The 26322-nt window shown below is 34.7% G+C and carries 31 protein-coding genes and 1 pseudogene; 25 read left to right on the top strand and 7 right to left on the bottom strand.

The annotated features are described in order from the left end of the window. Positions 1-10 precede the first annotated feature (10 nt). The 10 genes from MKY90_RS18140 to MKY90_RS18095 all read left to right on the top strand — a co-directional run bounded on the left by MKY90_RS18140 (position 11) and on the right by MKY90_RS18095 (position 6986). The gene (locus MKY90_RS18140) at positions 11-262 is read left to right on the top strand and encodes a DUF2164 domain-containing protein (protein ID WP_002087817.1); all 252 of its coding nucleotides are present in this window, start codon (positions 11-13) and stop codon (positions 260-262) included. Positions 263-401: 139 nt separating this feature from the next. Further along, positions 402-704 (top strand): urease subunit gamma, encoded by a 303-nt coding sequence (locus MKY90_RS18135; protein ID WP_001241327.1) that lies wholly within the window; start codon positions 402-404, stop codon positions 702-704. 14 nt (positions 705-718) lie between these two features. Further along, positions 719-1048 carry an urease subunit beta gene (locus MKY90_RS18130; RefSeq protein ID WP_098167684.1) on the top strand — a complete coding sequence of 110 codons (330 nt, stop codon included), beginning with the start codon at positions 719-721 and terminating at the stop codon, positions 1046-1048. 1 nt (position 1049) lies between these two features. Beyond that, a complete protein-coding gene (ureC, locus tag MKY90_RS18125; RefSeq protein WP_002128526.1) occupies positions 1050-2762 on the top strand; it encodes an urease subunit alpha in 1713 nt (570 codons plus the stop codon). A gap of 18 nt (positions 2763-2780) precedes the next feature. Then, complete coding sequence (locus MKY90_RS18120) at positions 2781-3236, top strand: urease accessory protein UreE (protein WP_000582803.1); 456 nt, start codon at positions 2781-2783, stop codon at positions 3234-3236. Further along, positions 3214-3912 carry an urease accessory protein UreF gene (locus MKY90_RS18115; protein ID WP_002128524.1) on the top strand — a complete coding sequence of 233 codons (699 nt, stop codon included), beginning with the start codon at positions 3214-3216 and terminating at the stop codon, positions 3910-3912. The genes MKY90_RS18120 and MKY90_RS18115 overlap by 23 nt, the downstream gene beginning before the upstream one ends. A gap of 14 nt (positions 3913-3926) precedes the next feature. After that, complete coding sequence (gene ureG / locus MKY90_RS18110) at positions 3927-4544, top strand: urease accessory protein UreG (RefSeq protein ID WP_000594929.1); 618 nt, start codon at positions 3927-3929, stop codon at positions 4542-4544. After that, positions 4541-5362, top strand: a complete 822-nt coding sequence (locus MKY90_RS18105) for an urease accessory protein UreD (protein ID WP_098068994.1) — start codon at positions 4541-4543, stop codon at positions 5360-5362. The genes ureG and MKY90_RS18105 overlap by 4 nt, the downstream gene beginning before the upstream one ends. 18 nt (positions 5363-5380) lie before the next feature. Continuing rightward, a complete protein-coding gene (locus MKY90_RS18100) occupies positions 5381-6013 on the top strand; it encodes an AmiS/UreI family transporter (RefSeq protein ID WP_098167685.1) in 633 nt (210 codons plus the stop codon). Beyond that, positions 6000-6986: a HoxN/HupN/NixA family nickel/cobalt transporter gene (locus MKY90_RS18095; protein WP_002128522.1), complete on the top strand. Its 987-nt coding sequence runs from the start codon at positions 6000-6002 to the stop codon at positions 6984-6986. Before MKY90_RS18100 ends, MKY90_RS18095 begins: the two co-directional genes overlap by 14 nt. Positions 6987-7073: 87 nt before the next feature. On the opposite strand, the gene MKY90_RS18090 is transcribed toward MKY90_RS18095, so the two are convergent. Then, complete coding sequence (locus MKY90_RS18090; protein WP_002137730.1) at positions 7074-7277, bottom strand: CsbD family protein; 204 nt, start codon at positions 7275-7277, stop codon at positions 7074-7076. A 171-nt stretch (positions 7278-7448) separates the two neighbouring features. Then, on the bottom strand, positions 7449-8261 hold the full coding sequence (locus MKY90_RS18085) for a GNAT family N-acetyltransferase (protein WP_098167686.1): 813 nt from the start codon (positions 8259-8261) through the stop codon (positions 7449-7451). Between the two features lie 152 nt (positions 8262-8413). Here MKY90_RS18085 and MKY90_RS18080 point away from each other — a divergent pair, with 152 nt between their 5' ends. The 9 genes and pseudogenes from MKY90_RS18080 to MKY90_RS18040 all read left to right on the top strand — a co-directional run bounded on the left by MKY90_RS18080 (position 8414) and on the right by MKY90_RS18040 (position 16856). Then, positions 8414-8617: a hypothetical protein gene (locus MKY90_RS18080; protein ID WP_002146302.1), complete on the top strand. Its 204-nt coding sequence runs from the start codon at positions 8414-8416 to the stop codon at positions 8615-8617. Next, positions 8614-9174 (top strand): annotated as a pseudogene (locus tag MKY90_RS18075) (GNAT family N-acetyltransferase). The gene MKY90_RS18080 and the pseudogene MKY90_RS18075 overlap by 4 nt, the downstream one beginning before the upstream one ends. 264 nt (positions 9175-9438) lie before the next feature. Next, complete coding sequence (locus MKY90_RS18070; protein ID WP_002146304.1) at positions 9439-10227, top strand: helix-turn-helix domain-containing protein; 789 nt, start codon at positions 9439-9441, stop codon at positions 10225-10227. A gap of 58 nt (positions 10228-10285) precedes the next feature. Next, the gene (locus MKY90_RS18065) at positions 10286-11137 is read left to right on the top strand and encodes an ABC transporter ATP-binding protein (protein ID WP_098167687.1); all 852 of its coding nucleotides are present in this window, start codon (positions 10286-10288) and stop codon (positions 11135-11137) included. Next, positions 11138-11788 (top strand): ABC-2 transporter permease, encoded by a 651-nt coding sequence (locus tag MKY90_RS18060; protein ID WP_002146309.1) that lies wholly within the window; start codon positions 11138-11140, stop codon positions 11786-11788. A gap of 136 nt (positions 11789-11924) precedes the next feature. Then, entirely contained in the window at positions 11925-13538 is a 1614-nt protein-coding gene (locus MKY90_RS18055) for a long-chain fatty acid--CoA ligase (RefSeq protein ID WP_098167688.1), read from the top strand. A 123-nt stretch (positions 13539-13661) separates the two neighbouring features. Beyond that, positions 13662-14237 carry a biotin transporter BioY gene (locus MKY90_RS18050; protein ID WP_001093321.1) on the top strand — a complete coding sequence of 192 codons (576 nt, stop codon included), beginning with the start codon at positions 13662-13664 and terminating at the stop codon, positions 14235-14237. A 65-nt stretch (positions 14238-14302) separates the two neighbouring features. Next, complete coding sequence (locus tag MKY90_RS18045; RefSeq protein ID WP_098167689.1) at positions 14303-15766, top strand: acyl-CoA synthetase; 1464 nt, start codon at positions 14303-14305, stop codon at positions 15764-15766. Continuing rightward, a complete protein-coding gene (locus tag MKY90_RS18040; protein ID WP_002142717.1) occupies positions 15759-16856 on the top strand; it encodes an acetyl-CoA C-acyltransferase in 1098 nt (365 codons plus the stop codon). The genes MKY90_RS18045 and MKY90_RS18040 overlap by 8 nt, the downstream gene beginning before the upstream one ends. A 7-nt stretch (positions 16857-16863) precedes the next feature. On the opposite strand, the gene MKY90_RS18035 is transcribed toward MKY90_RS18040, so the two are convergent. Beyond that, complete coding sequence (locus MKY90_RS18035) at positions 16864-17445, bottom strand: DUF6434 domain-containing protein (protein ID WP_002033539.1); 582 nt, start codon at positions 17443-17445, stop codon at positions 16864-16866. A gap of 104 nt (positions 17446-17549) precedes the next feature. On the opposite strand from MKY90_RS18035, the gene MKY90_RS18030 reads away from it, so the two are divergent. Further along, complete coding sequence (locus MKY90_RS18030) at positions 17550-17999, top strand: NUDIX hydrolase (RefSeq protein ID WP_341092196.1); 450 nt, start codon at positions 17550-17552, stop codon at positions 17997-17999. Positions 18000-18192: 193 nt separating this feature from the next. On the opposite strand, the gene MKY90_RS18025 is transcribed toward MKY90_RS18030, so the two are convergent. After that, entirely contained in the window at positions 18193-19395 is a 1203-nt protein-coding gene (locus MKY90_RS18025; protein WP_176523416.1) for an alanyl-tRNA editing protein, read from the bottom strand. Positions 19396-19528: 133 nt separating this feature from the next. On the opposite strand from MKY90_RS18025, the gene MKY90_RS18020 reads away from it, so the two are divergent. Next, on the top strand, positions 19529-19921 hold the full coding sequence (locus MKY90_RS18020; RefSeq protein WP_002137716.1) for a hypothetical protein: 393 nt from the start codon (positions 19529-19531) through the stop codon (positions 19919-19921). Positions 19922-20005: 84 nt separating this feature from the next. Beyond that, a complete protein-coding gene (locus MKY90_RS18015) occupies positions 20006-21244 on the top strand; it encodes an MDR family MFS transporter (RefSeq protein ID WP_061676016.1) in 1239 nt (412 codons plus the stop codon). A 45-nt stretch (positions 21245-21289) separates the two neighbouring features. Here the strand turns inward: MKY90_RS18015 and MKY90_RS18010 are convergent, their stop codons facing one another. Beyond that, positions 21290-21676, bottom strand: coding sequence for an Hsp20/alpha crystallin family protein (locus MKY90_RS18010; RefSeq protein WP_002033545.1), 387 nt, complete (start codon positions 21674-21676; stop codon positions 21290-21292). A 125-nt stretch (positions 21677-21801) separates the two neighbouring features. After that, a complete protein-coding gene (locus MKY90_RS18005) occupies positions 21802-21945 on the bottom strand; it encodes a small acid-soluble spore protein P (RefSeq protein WP_002014281.1) in 144 nt (47 codons plus the stop codon). Positions 21946-22066: 121 nt separating this feature from the next. Here MKY90_RS18005 and MKY90_RS18000 point away from each other — a divergent pair, with 121 nt between their 5' ends. Then, positions 22067-22330: a hypothetical protein gene (locus MKY90_RS18000; protein WP_002014282.1), complete on the top strand. Its 264-nt coding sequence runs from the start codon at positions 22067-22069 to the stop codon at positions 22328-22330. A 46-nt stretch (positions 22331-22376) separates the two neighbouring features. Next, complete coding sequence (pdaB, locus tag MKY90_RS17995) at positions 22377-23102, top strand: polysaccharide deacetylase family sporulation protein PdaB (RefSeq protein ID WP_080683322.1); 726 nt, start codon at positions 22377-22379, stop codon at positions 23100-23102. A gap of 37 nt (positions 23103-23139) precedes the next feature. Here pdaB and sspO read toward each other — a convergent pair whose 3' ends face one another. Further along, positions 23140-23289, bottom strand: coding sequence for a small acid-soluble spore protein O (gene sspO, locus MKY90_RS17990; protein WP_002033549.1), 150 nt, complete (start codon positions 23287-23289; stop codon positions 23140-23142). Between the two features lie 289 nt (positions 23290-23578). Between sspO and acnA the strand changes: the two genes are divergently transcribed. After that, a complete protein-coding gene (gene acnA, locus MKY90_RS17985) occupies positions 23579-26302 on the top strand; it encodes an aconitate hydratase AcnA (protein ID WP_061676017.1) in 2724 nt (907 codons plus the stop codon). The last annotated feature ends 20 nt before the right edge of the window (positions 26303-26322 follow it).

Genomic DNA, 26322 nt, shown 5'->3' with positions numbered 1-26322 from the left:
GGAGTAACGAATGATGATGAACATAAAAATACCGACTGATAAAAAAGAAGAGCTTGTAGCACAAATTCAGCAATTTTTCGTTGAAGAAGATTTAGATGAAATTGGACGTTTCCAAGCAGAACGTTTAATAGAGGAAATGATAAAGTTAGTAGGACCATTTGCATACAATCAAGCAATTGGAGATGCAAGAAAACTTGTAAGTGAGAAATTAACAAATATTGAAGAAGATTTGTATGTGTTAGAGAAGAATGAAGGGAAATAAAAAAAGACTAGAAATTCTAGTCTTTTTTTATTTGATTAGCAGAAAAAAACATGGAGAAAACACGGAAAGGACATTGGAAGTACATCTTTTATTTTTAGAATATTCTTAGTTTTAAAATACTTTAGAAAGGAAGATTGTAATGAGATTAACTCCAAGAGAAATTGATAAACTGCTGGTAGTTGTTGCGGCTGATTTAGCGTATCGACGAAAGGAGAGAGGGCTTAAGTTAAACTATCCAGAAAGTATCGCTATTATTACGTATGAAATTTTGGAAGGAGCAAGAGATGGTAAAAATGTAGCGGAATTAATGGAGCTTGGAAAAAATATTTTAAGTGCTGAAGATGTTATGGATGGTATTGCAGACATGATATCAGATATTCAAGTTGAGGCAACTTTTCCTGATGGAACAAAATTAGTAACTATTCATCAACCAATTCATTAAAGGAAGTGAATGTTATGATTCCAGGGCAATATATCCTTGCGAAAGAAGACATAGTATGTAATGGAAATAAAAAAGCAACGAAAGTTAAGGTGTTAAATCAGGGAGATAGGCCGATTCAAATTGGATCTCATTACCACTTTTATGAAGTGAATGAGGCGTTAAGGTTCAATCGTAGTGTAGCAATTGGACAACATTTAAATATTCCAGCGGGTACAGCGGTAAGATTCGAGCCTGGGGATGAAAAAACGATTGAATTAGTTCCATACTCAGGGAAGCAAGAAGTATATGGATTTAAAAATAAAGTGGATGGCGATATTCAATCTTACAAAAAAAGAGGGAGATAGCATGAGTTTTAAGATGTCACGTAAACAATATGCTGATTTATATGGTCCAACTACAGGAGATTCTATTCGTTTAGCGGATACACAATTATTCGCACATATTGATCGAAATTACACGGTATATGGTGATGAAGCTGTCTTTGGTGGAGGAAAATCAATTAGGGATGGTATGGGACAAAATTCGCAACTTACAAGGGAACAGGGTGTTGTGGATGTTGTTATTACGAATGCAATTATTATTGATTATACAGGAGTATATAAAGCGGATATTGGTATAAAAGATGGAAAGATTTCAGCAATTGGTAAGAGTGGTAATCCTTCAGTTATGGATAATATTGATATCATCATTGGAACATCAACGGAAGTAATTTCTGGTGAACGAAAAATCGTTACAGCTGGAGGTATTGATACACACGTGCATTTCATATCCCCACAACAAATTGATACAGCATTAGCTTCAGGTATAACAACTTTAATTGGAGGAGGAACAGGACCGGCAGAGGGTACTAAGGCAACTACAATAACGCCTGGATCTTGGAATTTAAGAAAAATGCTAGAGGCAGCAGAAGCTTTTCCTATAAATATTGGGTTTTTAGGGAAAGGAAATAGTTCAAGTTTACCTGCCCTGGAAGAACAAATATTTGCAGGAGCTATTGGATTAAAAATTCATGAAGATTGGGGAGCGACTTCTTCAGCAATTAATCACTCGTTACAGATTGCTGATAAATATGATATTCAAGTTGCTATTCATACTGATACGTTAAATGAATGTGGTTTTGTGGAAGAAACGATAAAGGCTATTGATAATCGTGTTATTCATACGTACCACACTGAAGGGGCTGGTGGTGGGCATGCACCAGATATTATAAAGATTGCTGCACTGAATAATATTTTACCTTCTTCAACGAACCCGACCTTGCCATATACAGTGAATACGTTGGATGAACATTTAGATATGCTCATGGTATGTCATCATTTAAAAGCAAATATTCCAGAAGATGTAATGTTTGCGGATTCAAGGATTCGAAAAGAAACAATTGCGGCAGAGGATATTTTGCAAGATTTAGGGGTTTTCAGCATGATTAGCTCTGACTCGCAGGCGATGGGAAGGGTTGGAGAGGTTATTATTCGCAATTGGCAAACCGCCGATAAAATGAAAAAGCAGATTGGTAGTTTAGAGGGAGATAAAGAGTATAACGATAATAATAGAATTCAACGCTATATAGCTAAGTATACAATTAATCCAGCTATTACACATGGGATTTCAGAATATGTCGGCTCTATTGAAGCTGGGAAATATGCAGACCTTGTAATATGGGATCCTCAATTTTTCGGTGTTAAGCCAGATATGGTTTTGAAAAACGGGATGGTAGTGATGGCATTAATGGGAGACGAGAATGCTTCGATCCCCACACCACAACCATATTATGAAAAAAAGATGTTTGGTGCATATGGAAAAGCGGTACAGTCAAGTTCGATTACATTTGTATCTAAAGTAGCTTATGAGAATAATATTAAAGAAAAATTAGGTTTAAATAAAGTTGTATTACCTGTTAGAAATACGAGAGAGATTTCTAAGCAAGATATGAAGCTGAATAATGCAACACCAGAAATTGAAGTAGATCCGCAGACATATGAAGTTAAAGTTGATGGACAAGTTATTACGTGTGAAGCAGTAGATGTATTACCTATGGCTCAAAGATATTTTTTATTTTGATATAACGGAGGAGATAAAATGATTATTGAAAAAATTAATAACAACGTATGCAATATGAATGATTTTGCAAATACAAAAAAGCATCTTGATAGAATATTGATTTCTAGTGAGCTTTTACTAAAGAGGGTTCAGAAATTATATTCAGAATCTGGTTTTGAAATTGGGGTGTCTTTAGATAATGGAGAAACATTAAAGAACGGTGATATTTTATATGAAGATGAACATCGTATTGTATATATTGAAGTGTTACCAGAAGAGGTAATTGTAATTACTCCAACGTCAATAAAAGAAATGGGAATTATTGCGCATAACTTAGGAAATAGACATTTGCCAGCACAATTCGATGAAGGGTGTATGATTTTGGCGAACGACTACTTAGTAGAAGATTTACTCAAAAAGGAAGGTGTTCCTTATCAAAAAGAAAATAGAGTATTACCCAAACCGTTCAAGCATGCTTCACACAAACATATTTAACCTACTTAACCTACTCCAAATTAGTGATTCGAACTTCCCAACAGGAAGTTTTAGTCACTCTTTTGGATTAGAAACATTTATTCAAGAGGGACAAGTTACAAATAAAGGAGAATTTTTCAAATGGATTAATCGATATGTAAAAGTGCAATTAACACACACGGACGGCTTAATTTGCAAATATACTTACGAAGCCACTAAGAATAATGATGGAAAACAAATTACATTTTTAGATGATTTAATAACAGCACAAACATTGCCTTTTGAATGTAGAAGAGCAAATAGAATGATTAGTAAAAGTACTTCTAAACTATTGTGTGAACTGTTCTCATTTGCAAATTTAAATATATACAAAGAAGATGTTATGGGTAATAAATTACAAGGTCATCCGAGTATCGTATACGGAATATTAGGGGCGGAATTGAAAATGACAATAGAAGAAACGCTCTTAGTTTTCTTATATTCAAGTGTTGGAAGCATAATTCAAAATGGTGTGAGGGCCATTCCTCTTGGACAAACAGATGGTCAAAAACTATTACAAGAATGCCATGAATTGATCTGTGAATCTATTGATAGAATTCAAATACTTTCATTAGAGAATTTTGGATTGAATGATCCTGAATTCGAAATAAATCAAATGCAACATGAAGATGTAAATGTAAGAGTCTTCATGTCATAGGGAGGAAAAATAAAATGATAAAACCTATTAAAATTGGTATTGGTGGCCCCGTAGGTGCTGGGAAAACAATGTTAGTTGAAAAGTTAACAAAATATTTAAATACAGATTATGAAATTGCAGCAATTACAAACGATATTTATACGAAAGAAGATGCAAAGATTTTATTGAAAACGGGTGTTTTACCAGAAGATAGAATTATTGGTGTAGAGACAGGAGGGTGTCCACATACAGCAATTCGAGAGGATGCTTCTATGAATTTTGAAGCAATTGAAGAGCTCATGATTAGACATAGTAATTTAGATATTATTTTTATTGAAAGTGGGGGTGATAATTTAGCTGCCACATTTAGTCCAGAGCTAGTGGATTTTTCAATTTATATTATTGATGTAGCACAAGGAGAAAAGATTCCTCGTAAAGGTGGACAAGGAATGATCAAATCTGATGTATTTGTGATTAATAAAACGGATTTGGCACCTTATGTAGGGGCTGATCTTGGAGTTATGGAGCAGGATACGAAAAATTACCGACATAATAAACCATATTTTTTTACAAATTTGAAGGATGAGGAAGGCTTACAGGGATTAATAAATTGGATGCGACAAAACATCATGTTAGAAGGATTGAAGAAATGAAAGCCCCTACAGGTGTCTTAAACATTGATGTGATGGAAAAGAGACATAAAACGGTACCTATTAAGGTTTATCATAAAGATGCCTTAAAAGTAACGCAGCCAATATATTTGGACGATTATGGTAGAGCATATTACTATATCATGAATTCTGGTGGAGGTTATTTAAAAGGAGACTTTTATTCTATAAATATAAATGTTCATGAAGATGCGAAAACATATATAACAAGCCAATCAGCAACGAAAGTTTACAAGACTCCAAATAGTTATGCTTTGCAAGAATTGAATGTTTATATTGGTGAAAATGCTGTTATGGAGTATTTACCAGATCCGTTGATTATGTACAAGGATGCAGCATATAAGCAAAAAACAAATATATATATGCAAAATAATTCTACATTGATTTTATGCGATTCAGTTACGCCTGGTTGGTCTCCAAATATGGAGAAGTTCACATACCAGTATTTTGATTCGCTAACAAAAGTATATATGGAAAACAAACTTGTAGTTTACGATCATCTATTGTTAAACCCTTTCAAAGAGTCGTTAGATCAAATGGGAATATTAAATCAATATTCCCATTATGGTACTTTCATGGTTATTAATGAGAACATTACAAATGATTTAATTGTAGCATTAAAAACTTCGCTTTCTAACACTAACAATATGAAGATTGGAATATCTTCTATGCCATGTAAAGGCTTTGTCATACGCATACTTAGTCATAATACAGAGGATATGGAGTCTATATTTTTTCAGTGTCATCGTTTTGTTAGAAAGAATTGTCTGCATGAAGAATTAACATCCTATCGAAAATATTAAGTAGGAGAAGGGGATACTATGACTAATGTGGGATTATTATTTGTCGGTGCAGTTCTATTTATGAATGCACTAGCAGCTTTTAAACTCATTGATAGCAAAAGTGTAGGGTACTTCAATTTATTTGTAGGGGCATTACAAACTTTGACACCACTATATTTATTATTTACAGGAAGTCAATCTAATGAGTGGACTATCCTATCTAATGGAACTATTTTTTTATTTGGTTTTACTTATTTATATGTTGGCCTTACGAATATATTAGAACTTGATTCTTCAGGTGTAGGCTACTATTCTCTTTGGGTTGCTATTATTGCAACGGTTATGGGAATAGCGAATCAATTACATGAGAGTGGAAGTCTACAAAGTACAATAATTTGGTTCTTTTGGGCGTTCCTTTGGTTTTTATTTTTCTTGCAAGATGGGTTGAAAAAGAAGATTCATATTTATGTAGGGATTGTTTGCTTCATTGAATCTTGGATTACTGCAACGATACCAGCCCTGTTAACACTTACAAATAATACAGGCATGTTAAATGATTTTGTAATTATTTTAGTGACTATTATAACGATTGTAGTTTTTATGATGGCACTTTTCTTTTTCAAGAGTATTCAATCTAAAGTAGAAAGGGTTAGTAACTATGTGGAAAAGTGAACTGAAAAAAGCAACTAATTTTTTTGTTATTATTATATTTCTTCATGTGCTTGGAATTCTCTTATTATTACCTGCACTGTATAAAGGCAATAGCATAATTGGAATGGCTATTATTGCATATTCTTTAGGATTGCGTCATGCGTTTGATAGTGATCATATTGTCGCAATTGATAATACTGTTCGGAAATTAATTGAAAAAGGTAAAAACTCACAGGGGGTGGGGTTTTACTTCTCATTAGGACACTCTACTGTAGTATTTGTGATGATCGTATTAATTGCTTTAATTGGAAAAACAGCAAAACATGGAATGGAGAGTTTTTCTACTATAGGCGGTATTATCGGCACAATTGTTTCTAGTACATTTCTTATTATTATTGGGCTTACCAATCTGTTGTACCTTATTAAAGTGTTACGAAGCCAAGAGGATAAGCAACCAGAAAACTTAGGATTTATATATCGTTTCACGCAGCGCTTATTTAGGTTTATTGATAGTCAAAAGCAATTGTATATGATCGGTTTTTTATTTGGGCTTGGTTTTGATACAGCAAGTGAAATCGGATTAATTGCTCTTTCTACAGTAACTGCAACAAGTCAATCTATCCCGCTTGTAAGTATATTTGCTTTTCCCATTTTGTTTGCTGCAGGAATGTCGTTGATGGATACATTAGATAGTACATTCATGAATACGAATTATAAGTGGGCAATGGAAAATAGTCGAATTAGAAATTCATATAACGTATTAATTACCTCAATATCTGTTATAACGGCTTTTTTAATAGGGGGTTATCAACTATTATCTTTACTTATTGAAAGCTATAATTTACAGGGACCGTTTTGGAATCTCATTCAGGTAGTTAATTTTGATTATTTGGGTATATGTCTTGTTGTATTCTTTATTATTTCTCTTATTGTTTTCGCTGTATGGAATAGAAATGCATTTAAAGAACCACTTACAAAGAGTATAGAGAAATAAAAATATACCGTATGATATTTGGTTAATTATGTATATAAGCTGAACTAAAAAACACGTCAGATGAAAATGCATCTAACGTGTTTTTTATTATTTATGTTCCTTATATTCATGTGCTTTTTCTTTTATATTACCAACCGTATCTTTAGCAGTGCCTTTCACCTTATCCCATTTTCCCTCGGCTTGTAATTTTTTATTGTCAGTTACTTTCCCGACAACTTCCTTTACTTCACCCTTTACCTTATCAATGGCACCTTCTACTTTTTCTTTTAAACCATGATCATGTTTAGTCATACATTTCTCCTCCTTGTAGTTTGAGTAGACTTCTCTTTTCATATTGCAAGTTGAATGATGTATCTGGTAATAGCGTAACAAATTTAGTTTGAATATTCAAATGAGTAACAGGATAGAAAGGTAATTGTCATAAAATGTATACATTCGTAATAGAAAGAAAAAGAAAGTTAATTATATGTCTTTCGCAGTCCATATTGATTTTGTATAAGCAATTTTCATATGGGCACGTTCCATATTATTTTGACTGCCGCTACCGAATCTTGCTTGTCCAACTATTAAATTACAATTGGATTCAAGAGCGGTCTCAATTCGTTTTTGAATTAATACGGTATGACAACCTTTACGTTGAAATTCTGGCAAAGTAGCAGAAGCAGCTAATGAAGCAACACCTTTATTTATATAAAGTACCCCTATACTAGCAGGAGTGTTTTGAACTTCGGCTATGAAAAAATGCCATCCTGGTTTATTGTAAAGAATTTCATTATTTTGACGAACACCATTTTTTGTAAAGGACGGCATATTAAATCCACGTATATAAATATCTGCAAAAGTATGAAACTCATTTTCTTTCAGTTTGCGTACTGAAATGTTAGAAGGGGGAAGCGGAAAATCTTGTCCCGGTATACTATATAAAGCGGTATGGAAGCTAGATTGATAAAAACCTTTTTTAGATAAGTATTGAAATAGTTCATCTGTACCTTGCGCTGGTGTAATTTCAAAACGACAAGGGATTTGTAGCGATTCATAATAAGAGATGATTTCATCTATCGCATCTGTATTTGTATATGTAATGCCTTTTACCGTATTAAAAGCAGGACCAGCAATTACTTTTGATGAAAAGGCAGTAGCACTCCCGAATTTTTTCATTTGTATTTGCATTGGATTTCCGCTCATCGCTTGCAGTGCCGCTAATCTAGAAGAGAGCATATCTATTTCTGCGTTTTCAATTTCTTGTGCTGCATTGAATGTCATAATAGTACTCATAAGATTCCTCCGTCAATTAATATAGTTCATAGTACATATACGATTTTTGTTCTGAGATTCCTGTTGAAATGTAAGAGAATAAGAGGTTTTTTGGAAGGGAAATGGAAGTGAACTGTCGAAGGGAGTAGAAACAGATTAAAGGTGGTGCTCTCATGAAACAGAAAGACGTGCAGACATGCTCTCATTGCGGTTCTCATAACATAGGAGAAGGTGAGTTTATCGGTTATGCACAAATACGGAAAAAGGAGACGATGTTCACATCTTCACCAGTGGATGCTTATATTTGTACAGATTGCGGGAATATCCTTTTATTAAAGGTACGGAATTATGAAAAGTTTAAACAGAAGCCGTTATGATTGTTGAGAAGTGGTCATATCCAGCGTTGTATACGAAACGTCTTATATTAAGGGAAATTAATATGAGTGATATTTTACATATATCCGAGTATGCTTCGGATAATAAATTAACAACTTATACTGTATGAGATGAACATCGATCGTTAAATGGTACGAAAAAGTTTATTTATGAAATCATGGAACGATATGAGAAAGAAAAAGTCGCTCCTCTTGGAATAGTATTAAAAGAGAAGCAGAAACTCATAGGGACATGTGGATTTATAAGTTATGATTCAACTATACATAAATCGGAAATTGCATACACCTTGTCGCGAAAATATTGGGGGAAAGGACTAGCTACCGAAGCGGCGTTAGCTTTTTTTAGTTATGGATTTAATGAGTTACATCTTAATAGCATCGAAGCGGGATGTAATTCAGAAAATGAAGCAACTGAAAGACTAATGAAACGTTTAAATATGGAGTATGAGTGTACGATTCAAAATGATTTGTTTGTAAAAGGTAAATATCGTGATACGAAAAGGTATTGTATATCCCGAGAAAGATATAGGAATAAATGAAATATGTCATAACGAAAACTCCTTTAAATGAATAAGGGAGTTTTTTATTTCTATAACAATAATTACCTTTAATTGTTATAATTGGTTATTGAGAGGGGTTGTTTTATTAACGCCATAATCATAGAAGAAAAACAGCTAAAACGTATACAAAACCGCCATATAACATAATCGCAACCGTAAGTTGACAAAGTGCAACCGCAGGAAGATAGAGATAGGGGCAATGTTTACATACAATTTAGTTAAGAAAACAAGGGGGACACACATATGGGATTTGGTGAGAAACTTTTTAAATTAAGAAAGGAAAAAGGCCTTTCTCAAGAAGCATTAGCTGAGAAATTAAACACGACAAGGCAAGCGGTTAGTAAATGGGAAAACGGTCAAGGTTTTCCAGAAACTGAAAAGCTAATAATGATTGGAAATGTATTTGAAGTATCGCTTGATTACTTATTAAAAGAAACTGCTGAGCAAAGTAATGAAAAGGAACATGGTTATTATGTAAGTAAGGAAATGGCAGAAGGGTATATAGTATATGGGCAAAAAATTTCTAAATATATCGCATTAGGGTTTAGTTTGCTTATTTTATCTACAATACCGTATTTATTATTCAAAGAAGATCCAACAATGTCTACATTCCTTATCATTATTATTGCTGTCCTTGGAATTGGAGCGATTATGGTACCTGTAACGATAGAAGAGAGTCGATACAATGTATTGAAAAAGGAAGAACTACTATTTGATCCAAACTTTTTAAAAGAATTGACAAAAAGATATGCGACTATTAAAAAGAAATATGCTGCAGTAGTAATTGTTGGACTTTGTTTCATAGCAGCGGGTGCAATACCATTTTTGTTTGAGAAAAAGCATATCACTTCAGGAGAGTTAGTACAGTATTATCCTTACTGTGTGGTTCTTATTGCAATTGGTTTTTATCTTTTTGTTAGTGTTTTAGGAGTATTAGAAACGTACAGAATTTTAGCGGAAAATAAAGAATATAGCAATCGTTTTATCTTTAAACTAAAAAAGAAAGTGAGAGAAAAAGTGGATAATTTTTAATAGGAGAAAACGTGTTTTAATTCGTTTTTTTATTAAAAGCTAAGATAGGAGTGGAATGATGTCAAACCTTTTAGAAATTGAAAATTTGAGTAAATCATTTGGAAACAAAGTTGTTTTAAGAGATGTATCATTCAGTGTGCCGTCTGGATCAATTGTTGGATTTATTGGTGATAATGGAGCAGGTAAATCAACAACATTTAAAACAGTACTACAATTAATTTCTAAAGATAGCGGTACAGTAAAAATATTTGGTGAAGAAAATATAAATAAACATGCCAAGATTAAGGAAAAGATTGGAGTCGTATTTGATGCTATGAATCTACCGGCTCATCTTACAATAAAACAACTAAATAAGGTTTTTGAAAAGATGTTTGAATCTTGGGACATAGAAAATTTTTATCGATTAGTTCATTCTTTCTCTTTACCTACTGATGAAAAAGTAGGTGAATTCTCACGTGGGATGTCAATGAAACTATCCATAGCTGTTGCATTGTCGCATAATGCAAAATTATTAATCCTAGATGAAGCGACGGGAGGTCTTGATCCTTCATCTAGGGAGGGCGTGTTAGAGGAATTAAAAAGTTTTGTGAGTAAAAGTAATGGTGGTATATTACTTTCTTCTCATATTATGAGTGATGTAGAAAAAATAGCTAGCCACCTTATCATTATAAAAGATGGAGAAATTTTATTGAATGAAGAAAAAGATAAGGTTTTGGACAGTTACGCCATTGTAGATGTTGATGTGGAACAACTAACTTTAATCAACAAAGATATAGTTGTGGCAAAGAGGAACCATGGTTCTTATTTCAATGTACTCGTATCAGATGTATATAAATTACCAAGTGGGATTGCTCATAGAACCATCTCGATAGAAGAAATGAGTGTCTTATTAACGAGGAGTGAAAAATAAATGAGAGGTTTATTATTGACAAACTATTACCTAGTGTATCGAACTTTCTTTATGTTCATGGGAATAGCGATATTGGGAGCGGGATTCGTGTTTTATTTTGGTGATGCTTCAATGTACCGTTTAATTGCTACGTTCATTATCTTATTTGCTGCGATTCCTGCACTTGAAGTTATTAAATATGAGAGTAAGTCGGGTTATGAAAAGTATGTACTTACTTTACCGGTTACTAGAAGTAATATTGTGCAAAGTCACTATTTTTTCTATTTTTTAGTTGTAATTATTGGTACCTTATTATCTTATGGCGTATTTTATGTATATGGTTTAGTTTCAGATACACCAATTGATGATGGTATATTCAAGAGTGTTTCTTTAGGGACTTTCATCATTCTTAATGCCGGAGCAATAGCCTATCCACTCCTCTATATTTTTGGAGCAGAAAAATCTGATGCTATTACAATTGGAGGCGCATGCGGGGGACTTGTTACTTATTTTGGATTACAAAGTGTAATTGGCTATCTAATAGAACAATTTCCAATATCAAATTTAAATTCATCTGTATACATTTCAATTCTATATACAATATTTGGCGTTATCCTATATATCTTTTCTTTTTTTATTTCGGTATTTATATATCGTAAGAAGGAATTTTAATAGATTCTCTCCTAGTATTTTCTGAATTATTTCCAAAGAAATAATTCAGAAAATACAGAAAAAATATCGTAATTTTTTGTAGAAGTCTGTTATAATGAACAAAATGAAAACGCTTTAAAGGGAGGATGTAAACAATATGATGATGAATGTACCTCTAACGATTAGTTCTATGATGGAAAGGGCAGAAAAACTATTCCCAAAGAAAGAAATCATTTCACGGACGCATGATACAGTTACGACCTTAACGTATAAGCAGCTAGGGGAAAGGACACGAAGGCTTTCCAGTGCGTTAAAAAAGCTTGGGATTAAAGAAGGCGAGCGCATAGGAACGTTAGCATGGAATCATCATCGACATGTGGAAGCATATTTTGCTATTCCAGGTATTGCTTCCGTTTTACACACAATTAATATTCGTTTATCTCCTCAACATATTTCATACATTATTCAACATGCAGAAGATCGAATTTTACTTATTGATGAAGATCTCGTACCACTTGTTGAAAATATTCAATCACAATTATCAACCGTACAAGCCTACATTATTATGACTGATAAAGACGAACTTCCAAAAACTACACTGCAGCCTGTATATCATTATGAAAAGCTATTAGAAGAAGGCGATTCCAATTTCCAATTTGTAAAAGATATTGATGAAAATACACCTGCTGGTATGTGTTATACGTCAGCGACTACAGGGAATCCAAAAGGTGTTGTTTATACACATCGTAGTACAGTTCTGCACTGTATGGCACTTGGTTTAGCAGATACGACAGCTTTATCAGAAAGTGATGCGGCAATGGCTATTGTACCAATGTTTCATGTGAATGCTTGGGGACTTCCTTTTGCAGCCACTTGGTTTGGAACTAAACAAGTTCTTCCAGGACCGATGTTTACTCCGAAAATTTTATTAGAAATGATTCAAGCTGAAAAAGTAACGATAGTAGCAGGTGTGCCGACAATTTGGCTCGGTGTATTACAAGAGTTAGAAAATAATAGTTACGATTTATCTAGTATAACGAGAATATTATGCGGTGGTGCTGCTGCACCGAAAAGCGTTATTAAAGCATTTGAGCAAAAATATAATGTTCCTTTCGTACATGCATATGGTATGACTGAAACAAGCCCGCTCGTAACACTTGCACGTTTAAAAAGTTATGAAACAGAATTATCATATGAAGAGCAATTAGAAATCCGCTCAAAACAAGGATATCTTGTCCCTGGTGTAGAGATGAAAGTAGTCGGTACAAACGGTGAAGTGAAGTGGGATGGTACTGAGATGGGAGAGTTATGTTTACGAGCACCTTGGATCGCTGAAAGCTATTATAACGATGATCGTACTGTCGAAGGATTCCGAGACGGTTGGTTATATACTGGTGATGTTGTTACAGTTGATGAGGAAGGCTGCGTGAAAATTGTTGATCGTACGAAAGATGTTATTAAAAGCGGGGGAGAATGGATTTCTTCAGTGGATCTTGAAAATGCTTTAATGGCACATGATGCTATATTTGAAGCGGCTGTCGTTGCAATTCCTCATCCGCAGTGGCAAGAACGCCCAGTTGCCTGCGTTGTTCAAAAGAAAAATAGTACGGTTACAAAAGAAGAAATATATGAGTTTTTAAAACCGCAGTTTGCGAAGTGGTGGTTACCAGATGATATTGTATTTATGGAAGAAATACCGAAAACATCTGTTGGGAAGTTTTTAAAACAGGCACTTCGAAAAGAACTTGAGCATTTGCATAAAGAGAAATAATTGAATTTATATTTGTAAACCAATATTAAAAATAAGTTGACAAAAAGCTAGTGAAAAGATAATATAACTCCTATAATATGTTACCTAAAAATCATTTTAAGTTTACAAATGGGAGAAGCAAATATGAATACAAAAAACTTAGTTTTCGTCGCTTTATTTAGTTCTATTATGGGAGTGTTAGGATTAATACCCCCAATTGCTCTTGCTATTACACCAGTTCCGATTACATTACAATCACTCGGTGTTATGCTTGCTGGTGGATTGTTAGGATCACGTCTTGGTGCGTTAAGTCAGCTTATTTTCTTACTTATAGTTGGAGTTGGAGCACCATTACTTGCTGGTGGACGCGGTGGTCCAGGCGTATTTGTTGGGCCAAGTGCAGGATATTTACTTGGTTATATCGTTGGAGCGTTTGTCATTGGTTATTTAATTGAGCGTTTACGTGAAGTTTCTATAATAAAGGTATTATGTATTAATATAATTGGTGGTATTTTCGTAGTTTATGTATTTGGTATTATTGTACAAGCTTTCTTTATGGATGTTTCTATATGGCAGACGATGAAAGTAAGTGCCGTATTTTTACCAGGTGATTGCATAAAAGCGATTATAGCAGCAATTCTTGTAACGAAATTACATCGTTCATTGAAACATATTATTACGCCTGCTCTCAAGAGTGGGAAATATACAAATGCGGGATAAGAAAGAGAAGAAACACGTTTATTGCGTGTTTCTTTTTATTATTTTGTAAAGAAAGGACGTCTCAAATGGGGATTACAAAAGAATATAAAAAGTATGCCTCTTTACAAACAAATAAAATAGCAATAAAGGAAAATGATCGAGTATTAACATATAAAGAGTGGTTTGAGTCAGTATGTAAAGTAGAAAACTGGTTGAATGAAAAAGAATCGCAGAATAAAACGATAGCAATTGTATTAGAAAATAGTATGGAGTTTTTACAACTATTTGCGGGTTCCGCGATGGCTGGATGGGTTTGTGTGCCGTTAGATATAAAGTGGAAAGAGGATGAGCTCAAAGAAAGAATTGCAATTAGTAATCCGGATGTGATTGTGACAGAGCGATATAAGGTCAATGATCTACCGGATGAAGAAGGAAGAGTAATTGAAATTGATGAGTGGAAAAGAATGATAGAGAACTATCTTCCTACATATAATCCTGTAGAAAGTGTACAAAATGCTCCGTTTTATATGGGATTTACATCAGGATCGACTGGGAAGGCAAAAGCATTTTTACGTGCACAACAATCGTGGGTTCATAGTTTTGATTGCAATATACATGACTTTCATATGAAAAAAGAAGATTCTATTTTAATAGCTGGGACGCTCGTTCATTCTCTTTTCTTATACGGGGCAATAAGTGCATTGTTTTTAGGGCAAACGGTACACATAATGAGAAAGTTTGTACCAGTTCAAGTGCTATCTACTATAAGGATAGAGAATATTTCTGTAATGTATACAGTTCCTACAATGCTTGAGTCTTTGTATAAAGAAAATAAAGTAATTGAAAGTGAAATGAAAATTATTTCGTCAGGAGCGAAATGGGAAGCTGAAGCAAAAGAGAAGATGAAGAATGTGTTTCCTTATGCAAAAAGATATGAGTTTTATGGTGCGTCTGAGCTAAGCTTTGTAACGGCATTGGTTGATGAAGAGAGTGAAAGAAAACCGAATTCAGTAGGGAAACCTTGTCATAATGTACAAGTTCGAATATGTAATGAAGCAGGAGAAGAAGTACAGACAGGTGAGATAGGAACTGTGTATGTGAAAAGTGATCAATTTTTTATGGGCTATGTATCGGATGGAGCTATAATCCCGCAATTGTCCGAAGGTGGCTGGATGACAGTGCAGGATGTGGGCTACCAAGATGAAGAAGGCTTTATATATATTGTTGGTAGAGAGAAGAATATGATTTTATTTGGAGGAATTAATATTTATCCAGAAGAAATAGAAAGGGTATTACAGACACATCCAGCTGTTGAAGAAATAGTTGTGGTTGGTGTAGAAGATAGTTACTGGGGTGAAAAGCCTGTCGCTATCGTAAAAGGAAGTGCTACAAAGCAACAATTAAAGAGTTTTTGCTTACAACGATTATCATCTTTTAAAATACCGAAAGAATGGTACTTTGTTGATGAAATACCTTATACAAATAGCGGGAAAATAGCTCGCAATGCAGCAAAAAATATGATTGAAAACCGGGAGAAGATATATGAATAGAGCGGTTATTGTAGAAGCGAAAAGAACACCTATTGGTAAGAAAAATGGGATGTTGAAAGATTATGAAGTTCAGCAATTAGTAACGCCGCTTCTTACGTTTTTAAGTAAAGGAATTGAGAGAGAAATAGACGATGTCATATTAGGGAATATTGTGGGGCCGGGAGGGAATGTTGCAAGATTATCTGCTTTAGCGGCAGGACTTGGTTATCATATTCCTGGTGTAACGATTGATAGGCAATGCGGCGCTGGATTGGAAGCGATTCGCACCGCATGTCATTTCATTCAAGGCGGCGCAGGTAATTGTTATATTGCAGGAGGAGTAGAGAGTACAAGTACATCACCTTTTCAAAATAGAGCGCGATTTTCACCAGAAACAATTGGTGATCCAGATATGGGATTAGCGGCTGAGTATGTTGCAGAGCAATATAACATAACAAAAGAGATGCAAGATGAATATGCTTGTCTTAGCTATAAAAGAACGCTGCAAGCATTAGAAAAAGGATATATACAAGAAGAGATATTACCTCATTATTTTAATGGATTATTAGATGAATCTATAAAACGAGAAATGAATTATGAAAGAATGATTAAAAGAACAAAGCCCGCATTTTTGAAAAATGGTACAGTAACGGCAGGTAATTCGTGCGGTGTAAATGATGGAGCATGTGCTGTTCTTGTAATGGAAGAGGGGCAAGCCCGAAAATTAGGATACAAGCCTGTACTTCGTTTCGTTCGTAGTGCTGTAGTTGGCGTGGATCCCAATCTTCCAGGGACTGGTCCGATATTTGCGGTGAACAAATTATTAAACGAAATGAATATGAAAGTAGAGGACATCGATTATTTTGAAATAAATGAAGCATTTGCTTCAAAAATTGTTGCTTGTGCAAAGGAGTTACAAATTCCTTTTGGAAAATTAAATGTAAATGGTGGAGCAATTGCGCTCGGTCATCCGTACGGTGCATCTGGAGCTATGCTTGTGACACGTTTGTTTTATCAAGCACAAAGAGAGCATATGAAATATGGAATTACGACGTTAGGAATTGGTGGTGGAATAGGGCTTGCGCTATTATTTGAGAAAGTAGAAAACTAGAAAGGGACTAGTTTTCTACTTTTTGAGGAATATAAGCATTACTACCAGGTTTTGCTTTTATTTCATTCCAAGCAGCGATAGCATCAGCTTTTGATTTCCCTTTGTTATTTGGATCTTCGAAAAAGTCGCGAGTGAAACGATTGTATTCAAACTGCGCGCTGATAGTTGTTTTGTATGTAGGATCTTTTTTTCGTTCGTTTTCTTCATACCAAAACGTTATCGCGTCTTCATATGTTTTTCCAACATTCTCTTTAAAAAATTTTTGAAGAGCTACTGTAAAGCGGAAGTTTGCTCCGATTTTTTCTTTGAAAAAAGAACGAACATCTTCGCTACAGCGGTGATTGTTAGTAATAATCGTTTGAAGAGAAAGTTCTTTATAAGAGAGGGAAGCTTTACTCACCTTTTGACTAGAGCTGTTTTTTAATATTTTACCAGTATGTAAATAATGTGAGATACGCTCGGTTATTTCAATCTTAGAGCCACTAGCTGACAAACCATGCTCACGACAAAATGTTTGGAGTTCTGCTTTTAACCAATAAAAGTTTTGGAAATCTTCAAGTGATATAGACTTTGTTAAAGGTGGACGCATAGATGTAACAACTTCTTTCTTCCATAATTTTCTTTAATTATAAAACATATGTTCTTTTTGTAGAAGGATTAATTTGTAAATATAACGGGAAGAGGAGATTACATATGGAAAGTGTAATGCAAGTTCGTGTTACGGGAATTTTAATTGAAGATGAAAAAGTATTGCTAGTAAAGCAAAAAGTTGCTAATCGCAATTGGTCTTTACCTGGGGGAAGGGTAGAGAATGGTGAAACGTTAGCAGAAGCGATGATTCGAGAAATGAGAGAAGAAACAGGATTAGAAGTTAAAATTAAGAAGCTACTCTATGTTTGTGATAAACCAGATGCTAGTCCATCTTTATTACATATTACGTTTCTGCTTGAAAGGATTGAAGGTGAAATTACGCTACCATTTGTACATCATGAATTTGATCTTAATCCAATTCATGATGTACAAATGGTAGCGATAGAAGAATTGAGTAGATATGGTTTTTCTGAGAAGTTCATTAAACTTGCATCTGAAAAGTTCTTGAACGCAGGAAGTTATCAAGGGTTAAAACAAAATATTGGTTTGTAAACATAAGAGGAGGCTGTTATTTTAGAACAGCCTCCTCTTACTCTATAAGTTGTGTTTATTGTCGTATTTTGTTGGGAAATCGATATTTTTTATAGAATCGTTCATATAATTTCATTTACTGTACTACTGTGCACGAAGAAGAAAAGAGAAGTGGATGTCACACAGTTCAATGACATCCACTTTATAAAATAATCTACACTTCTGACTGTAAAGAAGAAACAAGTTGATTTAAAAATTCGTTCCCACTCATAATTGCTTTCCCACCACCACGAGCACTCTTTTTATTGCCTCCGCCTTTGCCTTCAATTGTAGGAAGGGAATCTTTTAAAAGTGTATTCATATCGAGTGTCACTGCTTTACCACAAGCGAGAATACATTGTAATTTGTCCTCATTTTCAATAACGAAATATGTAATTGCGTGTTCTTGTTGTTCCGTAATAATAGCAGCTAGTTTTGCGACTTCTTGCATAGAGCGATTTGTAAATGCTCGAGAGATAAGTGTTCCAGCATATATTTCTGCAGGTTGTTGTAATAGTTCATTTGCTTCTACAAATAATAGTTTTTCATTCATTGCTTGTACTGCCTTTTCGTTTTCTTTTTGAGAGGTAAGAAGTTGTGCTACTTTTGCTGGAATATCAGTGTCGCTACTGTTCAATTGTTTAGAAACATCTTTCATAATTTGTTGCTGTTGTCCCATTAATTTAAGAGAGCGCCAACCAGCGATAAATGTTAATCGTATACCACCTTTATTGCGCTCCCATCCTAGTACTTGAATAGGGCCTACTTCACCTGTATGTTTCGGGTGTGTTCCACCACAACCGTTGTAGTCATAGTTTTCGATGATAACAACCCGTATATTTTCTGTCATAGTTGGTTCTTTGCGAAGGGGGAATGCTTTGGCCTCTTCTAAGTTCATCCATTTAATACGAATAGGGTGGTTTTCAAAAACAATTTGATTAGCAATTTGTGCGGCCTTCTCAACAGTTTCTGTAGAAAGATTGGCAGTTTCTAAATCAATGGTTATAGTTTCTTTTCCAAGATGGAACCCGATTGTCGGTATGTTAAAGTGATCCCAAAAAGCAGCGGATAAAATGTGCTGAGCTGTATGTTGTTGCATATGGTCAAAACGGCGCTCCCAATCTATTTTACCTTCTACTTCTTCTGTATGTAATTGTTCTATTATGAAATGACGAATTTCTCCATTTACTTCTTCAACGTTAATTACCGGAATACCATTTAAAGTTCCAGTGTCATGTGGTTGTCCGCCGCCTGTTGGATAAAATGCAGTTTCATTTAAGACAACATATAAGTTTCCTTCTGTATCATGCTCTTGTTTTATAACTTTAGTAGTAAAGTCTTTCTTATAAGCGTCGATGTAATATAATTTTTTCTCCAATTTTCTTTCCCCTTTCGTGTTAGCTAGTTTCATTGTAAAGCAATTGAAATTAGTTTCCTAATATTTCAGAAGAAAGAAACTTTTTTTAGAATTTTCTTGCTATAATAAGAAGAAAATGCGGGGGGGAATGAAAATGCCATATGAAAACGGCGTAGATAAGTTGCTTAGTTTAAGCAGAAATATTTCCGAATTATATCGAGAATTAAATGAGATGACCCGGATTTTAACGGATTGTAATCGAGAAAGTGTGAAATTTGATCGGTTATATGTAAAGGAGTTACTTTGGAAAAAAGAAGATGTCATAGAGAAGTATGAACAATTACTCGTCCAGCTTTGTATTAATGAATGCTTTGATTTGAAAAGTGTAATTACTGGCGAATATAAGTATACATATGAAGAAGTAGAAAGCATTGTTTTAGAATTTAATGAAAAGTATAATGTAGCTATTTTAATTAAAGATGTTTGTAAAGAACTACAGTTTACATACGGAATTGATATGGAAATAACGAGAACAGCTCGGGTATAAACATCTCAAGTGTAGAAAAAGGAAAAAGAAAGCAGATCCTTTGCTTTCTTTTTTTATGTAAGAAAAGGGAGAGTAGGTTTAAAGATGAAGGGGAAGTTACAAAATATTCATCCACTTGGAATGAGTATCATTATAGGGACATTATTTGCTAGGTTTGCAACTTCAATGAGCATTCCTTTTTTAGCGATTTATTTAACGACTGTTAAAGACGTATCGGCTGGAATGACCGGTGCTATCATTGGAACGAGTGCGCTTGTTGGAGTGTTTGCTAGTTTTATTGGAGGCAATTTATCGGATCGATTTGGTCGAAAGATGATTATAATATGGTCCATGATTGTTTGGGTGTTTGTATTTATAGGATTTTCAGTTGCAGATCATGTTTTGAGTTTCTTTCTATTAAACGCTTTGAATGGATTATGTCGTTCTTTTTTTGAACCGACATCAAGAGCTTTATTATCAGATTTAACGAAACCAGAGTATCGTTTACTCGTATATAATTTGCGTTACGGTGCAATAAATGTTGGAGTAGCGATGGGTCCACTTGTTGGATTACAGATTGGAAGTGCAAAATCAACGATTCCTTTTTTAGTAGCCGCTGGAGTGTACATTTTATATACAGTTATATTAGCGTTTCAATTTAAGAAATATCCACTTGATAAAAAGAAAGTAACTACAGAAAATCCGGTCACAATGTTAAGTGCGGTTCGGATTTTGCGAAAAGACATAGTATTTTTAGTTGCTTTAGTCGGAATCATTTTGAGTAATAGTGGTTTTTCACATTTAACGACGACACTATCTCAATATTTTGCAAACGCACATATATTTCAAGATGGAGTAAAGTTGTTCTCATATATGCTAACTTTAAATGCGGTTACAGTAGTAGTTATTCAATACCCTGTTATTCAAATGTGTAAAAAGTATACGCCGTTAGCATCTATTATGGTTGGAACGTTATTTGTGAGCGGGGGATTGTTTGGATTTGGACTAGTAGAATCTATGTTAGGGGCTGCTATATGTACAATTATTTTTACATTCGGAGAAGTATTAATGTTTTCAATGACAGATGTATTTATTGATGAGATAGCTGTTTCACATTTGAAAGGGACATATTTTGGAGCTATGGGCTTTTCAGGAATTGGAGTAGTAATTGGTCCTTGGTTTGGCGGGATACTTCTCGATCATTATGGATATCAAAATGGCTTTATAGTATTTTTAACATTAGCTATATTTTCAAGCATAGCGTTCCCAGTTCTTTTAGTGACAAAAGGTTTAATGAAAAAAAGATATATTAGAAATTCTAAAATAGAAATACATGCGAAATAACATGAGCCCGAGCAAACTAAAATGTTGCTCGGGCTTATATTTATATCAATCGTTAATTCGAAAAAAGACTTTCTCTTCATGCTTATTGGCAACTTCGTTTTTGGAAATATGAATGGCTAAATATCCATTCTCTAAACAGGCTAGCATCTTGTTATAAATGATATTAGTAGGTAAAGGAACAATCCGCTGTAAAGAAGTGTTTTTATAAAGTATACAAATGTTTAGGCCTGTCTCCATCTTTTTAATGAGTACATTTTGTGCAGTTGCATTTGGTACATCTGTTTCCAAAATGTATTCTTGCTCTGTTTCACAAAGGTCAATATGAATTTGATTTGGAAAACTAAAGTTACTACAAGAATCAGAACAAAATTGATCCATCCATTCTTCGAAACCATCAACATGAAAAAGACAATCCTTCTTTTTCTTGCCCATGAAAGACACCCTCCGTAAAATCTCAATTCATACTATGTTATGCATGAATGAAATGGAGGTGAAGAACAAATAGAAAAATATAAACATTTTATGTGAAAGATACAGTGTGTGTGAATACTTTTGCTTTACATATCATGATGTGCATGATTTTTTTGACGTGAATGATTACGATTTTTAACTTTGTGAGATCCACTTAAAGGTTCGGGCTGTCCAGAAGATTGCCCTTTTTTCTCGTTTTGACGATTAGATTGATTATTGTTTTTACCCATTGTATTTTACACCTCCTCTCCCTATTTAGAATGAGAGAAGTTTGCGAATTTATACGAGAATGTTTTTTGAGAAACGGGTAAAGATAAGTAGGACTAACTCATATAGGAAGGGGAAAGTGTTATGCCATATCATAAAGATAAGCAACAGGCTTTTCAGGCTGCGCAGCAAGGGGTTGTTCAAGCGGAAAATATATTCAATAATATTGTGAAAAATGACCCGAATTACGGCCATGATTTAAAAGAGTTACGCCAAGAAGTGCAAGAGGCGTACGAACAGATTCAAAATGCACTTGAAGTAGCATCAGAAACGCAGCGTCCACAACTTGAGCAATATGAAAGTAATCTCCAAAATATTATGCGAAATGTAGATCAAATAGAAAAGTGAAAAAGGTTGTTGTGAATTCAACAACCTCATTACTTTTAGTGCTACTATGCTGAAACGAAAAATTATTCTATCAATTTTTTCTTTAATTTGTGCAGTACATATATTTCAAGTGGACAAAGTGGAAGCTAAAATGTTGTTAAGAAAAGAGCTAGAGCCAACTGGCTATGTAACATGGGAAGTGCCAAATAATGAAAAAATTATCGCAATTACATTTGATGATGGACCGGACCCAACTTATACACCGCAAGTATTAGAGTTATTACGTCAATATAAAGCGGAAGCGACTTTTTTTATGATTGGCTTTCGAGTTCAGCGTAATCCGTACTTAGTAAAGCAAGTGTTGAAAGAAGGGCATGAAATCGGAAATCATACGATGAATCATTTGTATGCGAGTAATTCATCAGATGAAAAGTTAGAACATGATATTTTAAATGGAAAGCAATATTTTGAAAAATGGGTGAAAGAACCTTTATTGTTCCGTCCACCAGGTGGATATATTAATGATGCTGTATTTACTACGGCAAAAAGAGCTGGGTATCAAATTGTTCTATGGTCATGGCATCAAGACCCTCGTGATTGGGCGAATCCAGGTACAGAATCCATAGTCAATCATGTTGTGAAAAATGCTAAAAGTGGAGATATTGTACTGTTGCACGATGGAGGAAGTGATCGTAGTCAAACAGTGGCGGCATTAGCAAAAATTTTACCTGAGCTGAAAAAGCAGGGTTATCGATTTGTAACAGTTTCGGATTTGTTACGTTATAAACATTAGAGAAAATCCCAAAAGGTATACCTTTTGGGATTTTTCGTTACTGATTCTTTTTTCGTTTCTTATTATTTTGTCGCTCTGCCGGAGTTAAAGGTTCATTTGCGAACTCTTCATTATAGCCAGTTCCTTGCCCTTGGGCGGATGCAGCATTCATTCCTGAAATAATATGATTGGCTTTTCTTTTACCCATTTTTCTCACCTCTATAATGTTTTTTATAGACGAACCATGAGTCGTTCATAGCATATATGAACGTAAAGTAAAACGCTGAAAGAGTGCTTTACTTTATAGTAATAGTATTAATAAAGAGCATGGACACTATTCAAATTTAGAAAGATAAAGAAAACTTATGATAATCCATAAGTTTCTTATTATTTACTTATTTAGAAAGTTGTAATAAGATATTATCGTAAGGTATTGAAAAGTTTGTCTACATTTTATATTCAGACAAATTAGTCACGTTTAACAGGGGGGAAACATAATGGTCAAACATAATCCATTTCAATCACGTGCAACTTTTGAACTAGATGGAAAGACGTATCATTATTATCAATTGAAAGCGCTTGAAAACGCAGGGGTTGGCAACGTATCTCAATTACCATATTCCGTGAAAGTTTTACTTGAATCTGTACTTCGTCAAGTAGACGGACGCGTAATTACAGAAGAACATGTTACAAATTTAGCGAAATGGGGAACGAAAGATGTTCAAGATATCGATGTTCCGTTTAAACCATCTCGTGTAATCTTACAAGACTTCACAGGTGTTCCAGCTGTTGTAGATTTGGCTTCGCTTCGTAAAGCAATGGCAGATATGGGCGGAGATCCTGATAAAATTAATCCAGAAATTACTGTAGACCTTGTAATTGACCACTCTGTACAGGTTGATAGAGCGGGTACAGCGGACTCGCTTGCATTCAATATGGACTTAGAGTTTAAACGTAATGAAGAACGTTATAAATTTTTAAGCTGGGCACAGAAATCATTTGATAACTACCGTGCAGTTCCACCAGCAACAGGTATTGTACACCAAGTAAATCTTGAATATTTAGCACCGGTTGTTCATGCGGTGAAAAATGCTGAAGGTGACTTAGTTGCATACCCAGATTCATTAGTTGGAACTGACTCACATACAACAATGATTAATGGTATTGGTGTTCTTGGATGGGGCGTTGGTGGTATTGAAGCAGAAGCAGGAATGCTTGGACAGCCTTCATATTTCCCAGTACCTGAAGTAATCGGTGTGAAATTAACTGGTACACTTCCAAGTGGTACAACAGCAACTGATGTTGCATTAAAAGTAACACAAGTGTTACGTCAAAAAGGTGTAGTTGGTAAATTTGTTGAGTTCTTCGGTAGTGGACTAAAGAGCATGCCTTTAGCTGACCGTGCAACAATTTCAAATATGGCACCAGAATACGGTGCAACTTGTGGATTCTTCCCAATCGACGATATTTCATTAGAATACTTACGTTTAACAGGTAGAGATGAAGAGCAAATTCGCATTGTTGAAGAATATTGTAAAGCAAACGGTTTATTCTATACAGCAGATAGTAAAGATCCAATCTATACTGATCTTGTTGAAATTGATTTAAATACAATCGAATCTAACCTTTCTGGACCGAAACGTCCGCAAGATTTAATCCCGCTTTCAAATATGAAAGAGGAGTTCCATAAAGCTGTTGTAGCACCAGTTGGAACACAAGGACTTGGATTCAATGAGCAAGAGTTTGATAAAGAAGTGAAAGTTACATTGAAAGATCAAGAAGTAACGATGAAAACAGGTGGAATTGCAATTGCTGCAATTACAAGCTGTACAAATACGTCAAATCCGTACGTGTTAATTGGAGCAGGGTTAGTTGCGAAGAAAGCAATTGAAAAAGGACTTAAAGTACCTGGTTACGTAAAAACATCGTTAGCACCAGGATCTAAAGTTGTTACAGAGTACTTAGATAAGTCTGGTTTAACAACGTATTTAGATCAATTAGGTTTCCAAACAGTTGGTTACGGCTGTACGACTTGTATCGGTAACTCTGGTCCATTAGCAGAGGAATTAGAAGAAGCAATCGCAGCAAATGATTTATTAGTAACATCTGTTTTATCTGGTAACCGTAACTTTGAAGGTCGTATTCATCCACTTGTAAAAGCAAACTACTTAGCATCACCACCACTTGTTGTGGCATATGCACTTGCAGGTACTGTTGATATTGACCTGAAAAATGATGAAATCGGTAAAGATGTAAATGGTAATGCTGTTTACTTTAATGATATTTGGCCAGCAGCTAAAGAAATTGAAGATGTAGTTCAAAGTGTTGTTACATCTGAATTGTTCAAAAAAGAATATGCGCAAGTATTTAACAGCAATGAGCGCTGGAATGAAATCCAAACTTCAAATGAAGCTTTATATACTTGGGATAATGATTCAACATACATTCAAAACCCACCGTTCTTCGAAGGATTATCTAAAGAGCCGGGTGAAGTTGAAACGTTATCAGGTTTACGCATAGTTGGTAAATTTGGTGATTCTGTAACGACAGACCACATTTCACCAGCAGGTTCAATTGGTAAGCACACGCCAGCTGGACGTTATTTACTAGAAAACGGCGTACAACCAGTCGACTTTAACTCTTACGGTTCTCGTCGTGGTAACCATGAAGTTATGATGCGTGGTACATTTGCAAACATCCGTATTAAAAACCAAATCGCACCAGGAACAGAAGGCGGATATACAACATATTGGCCAACTGGTGAAGTAACATCTATCTATGATGCTGCTATGAAGTATAAAGAAGATGGCACAGGCCTTCTAGTTATTGCTGGTAAAGACTACGGTATGGGAAGTTCTCGTGACTGGGCTGCGAAAGGTACAAACTTATTAGGTATTAAAGCAGTAATCGCAGAAAGCTTCGAGCGTATTCACCGCAGTAACTTAGTATTAATGGGCGTATTACCATTACAATTTAAAGATGGCGACAGTGCTGAAACATTAGGTCTTGTTGGTGACGAGTCATTTGAAATTCAAATTGACAAAACGGTTAGACCACGCGATCTTGTAAAAGTAGTTGCAATCGATGCAGAAGGAAAAGAGAAGCAATTTGAAGTAGTAGCTCGTTTCGATAGTGAAGTTGAAATTGACTACTACCGTCACGGTGGTATCTTGCAAATGGTTCTTCGTTCGAAAATCGAAGAGTCTAAAGTGTCAAACTAAATAATTGAAATGAATGATAA

Source organism: Bacillus sp. FSL P2-0099 (assembly GCF_038007445.1).
Lineage (GTDB): Bacteria > Bacillota > Bacilli > Bacillales > Bacillaceae_G > Bacillus_A > Bacillus_A mycoides.
This window is presented reverse-complemented; position numbering and strand designations above follow the sequence as displayed.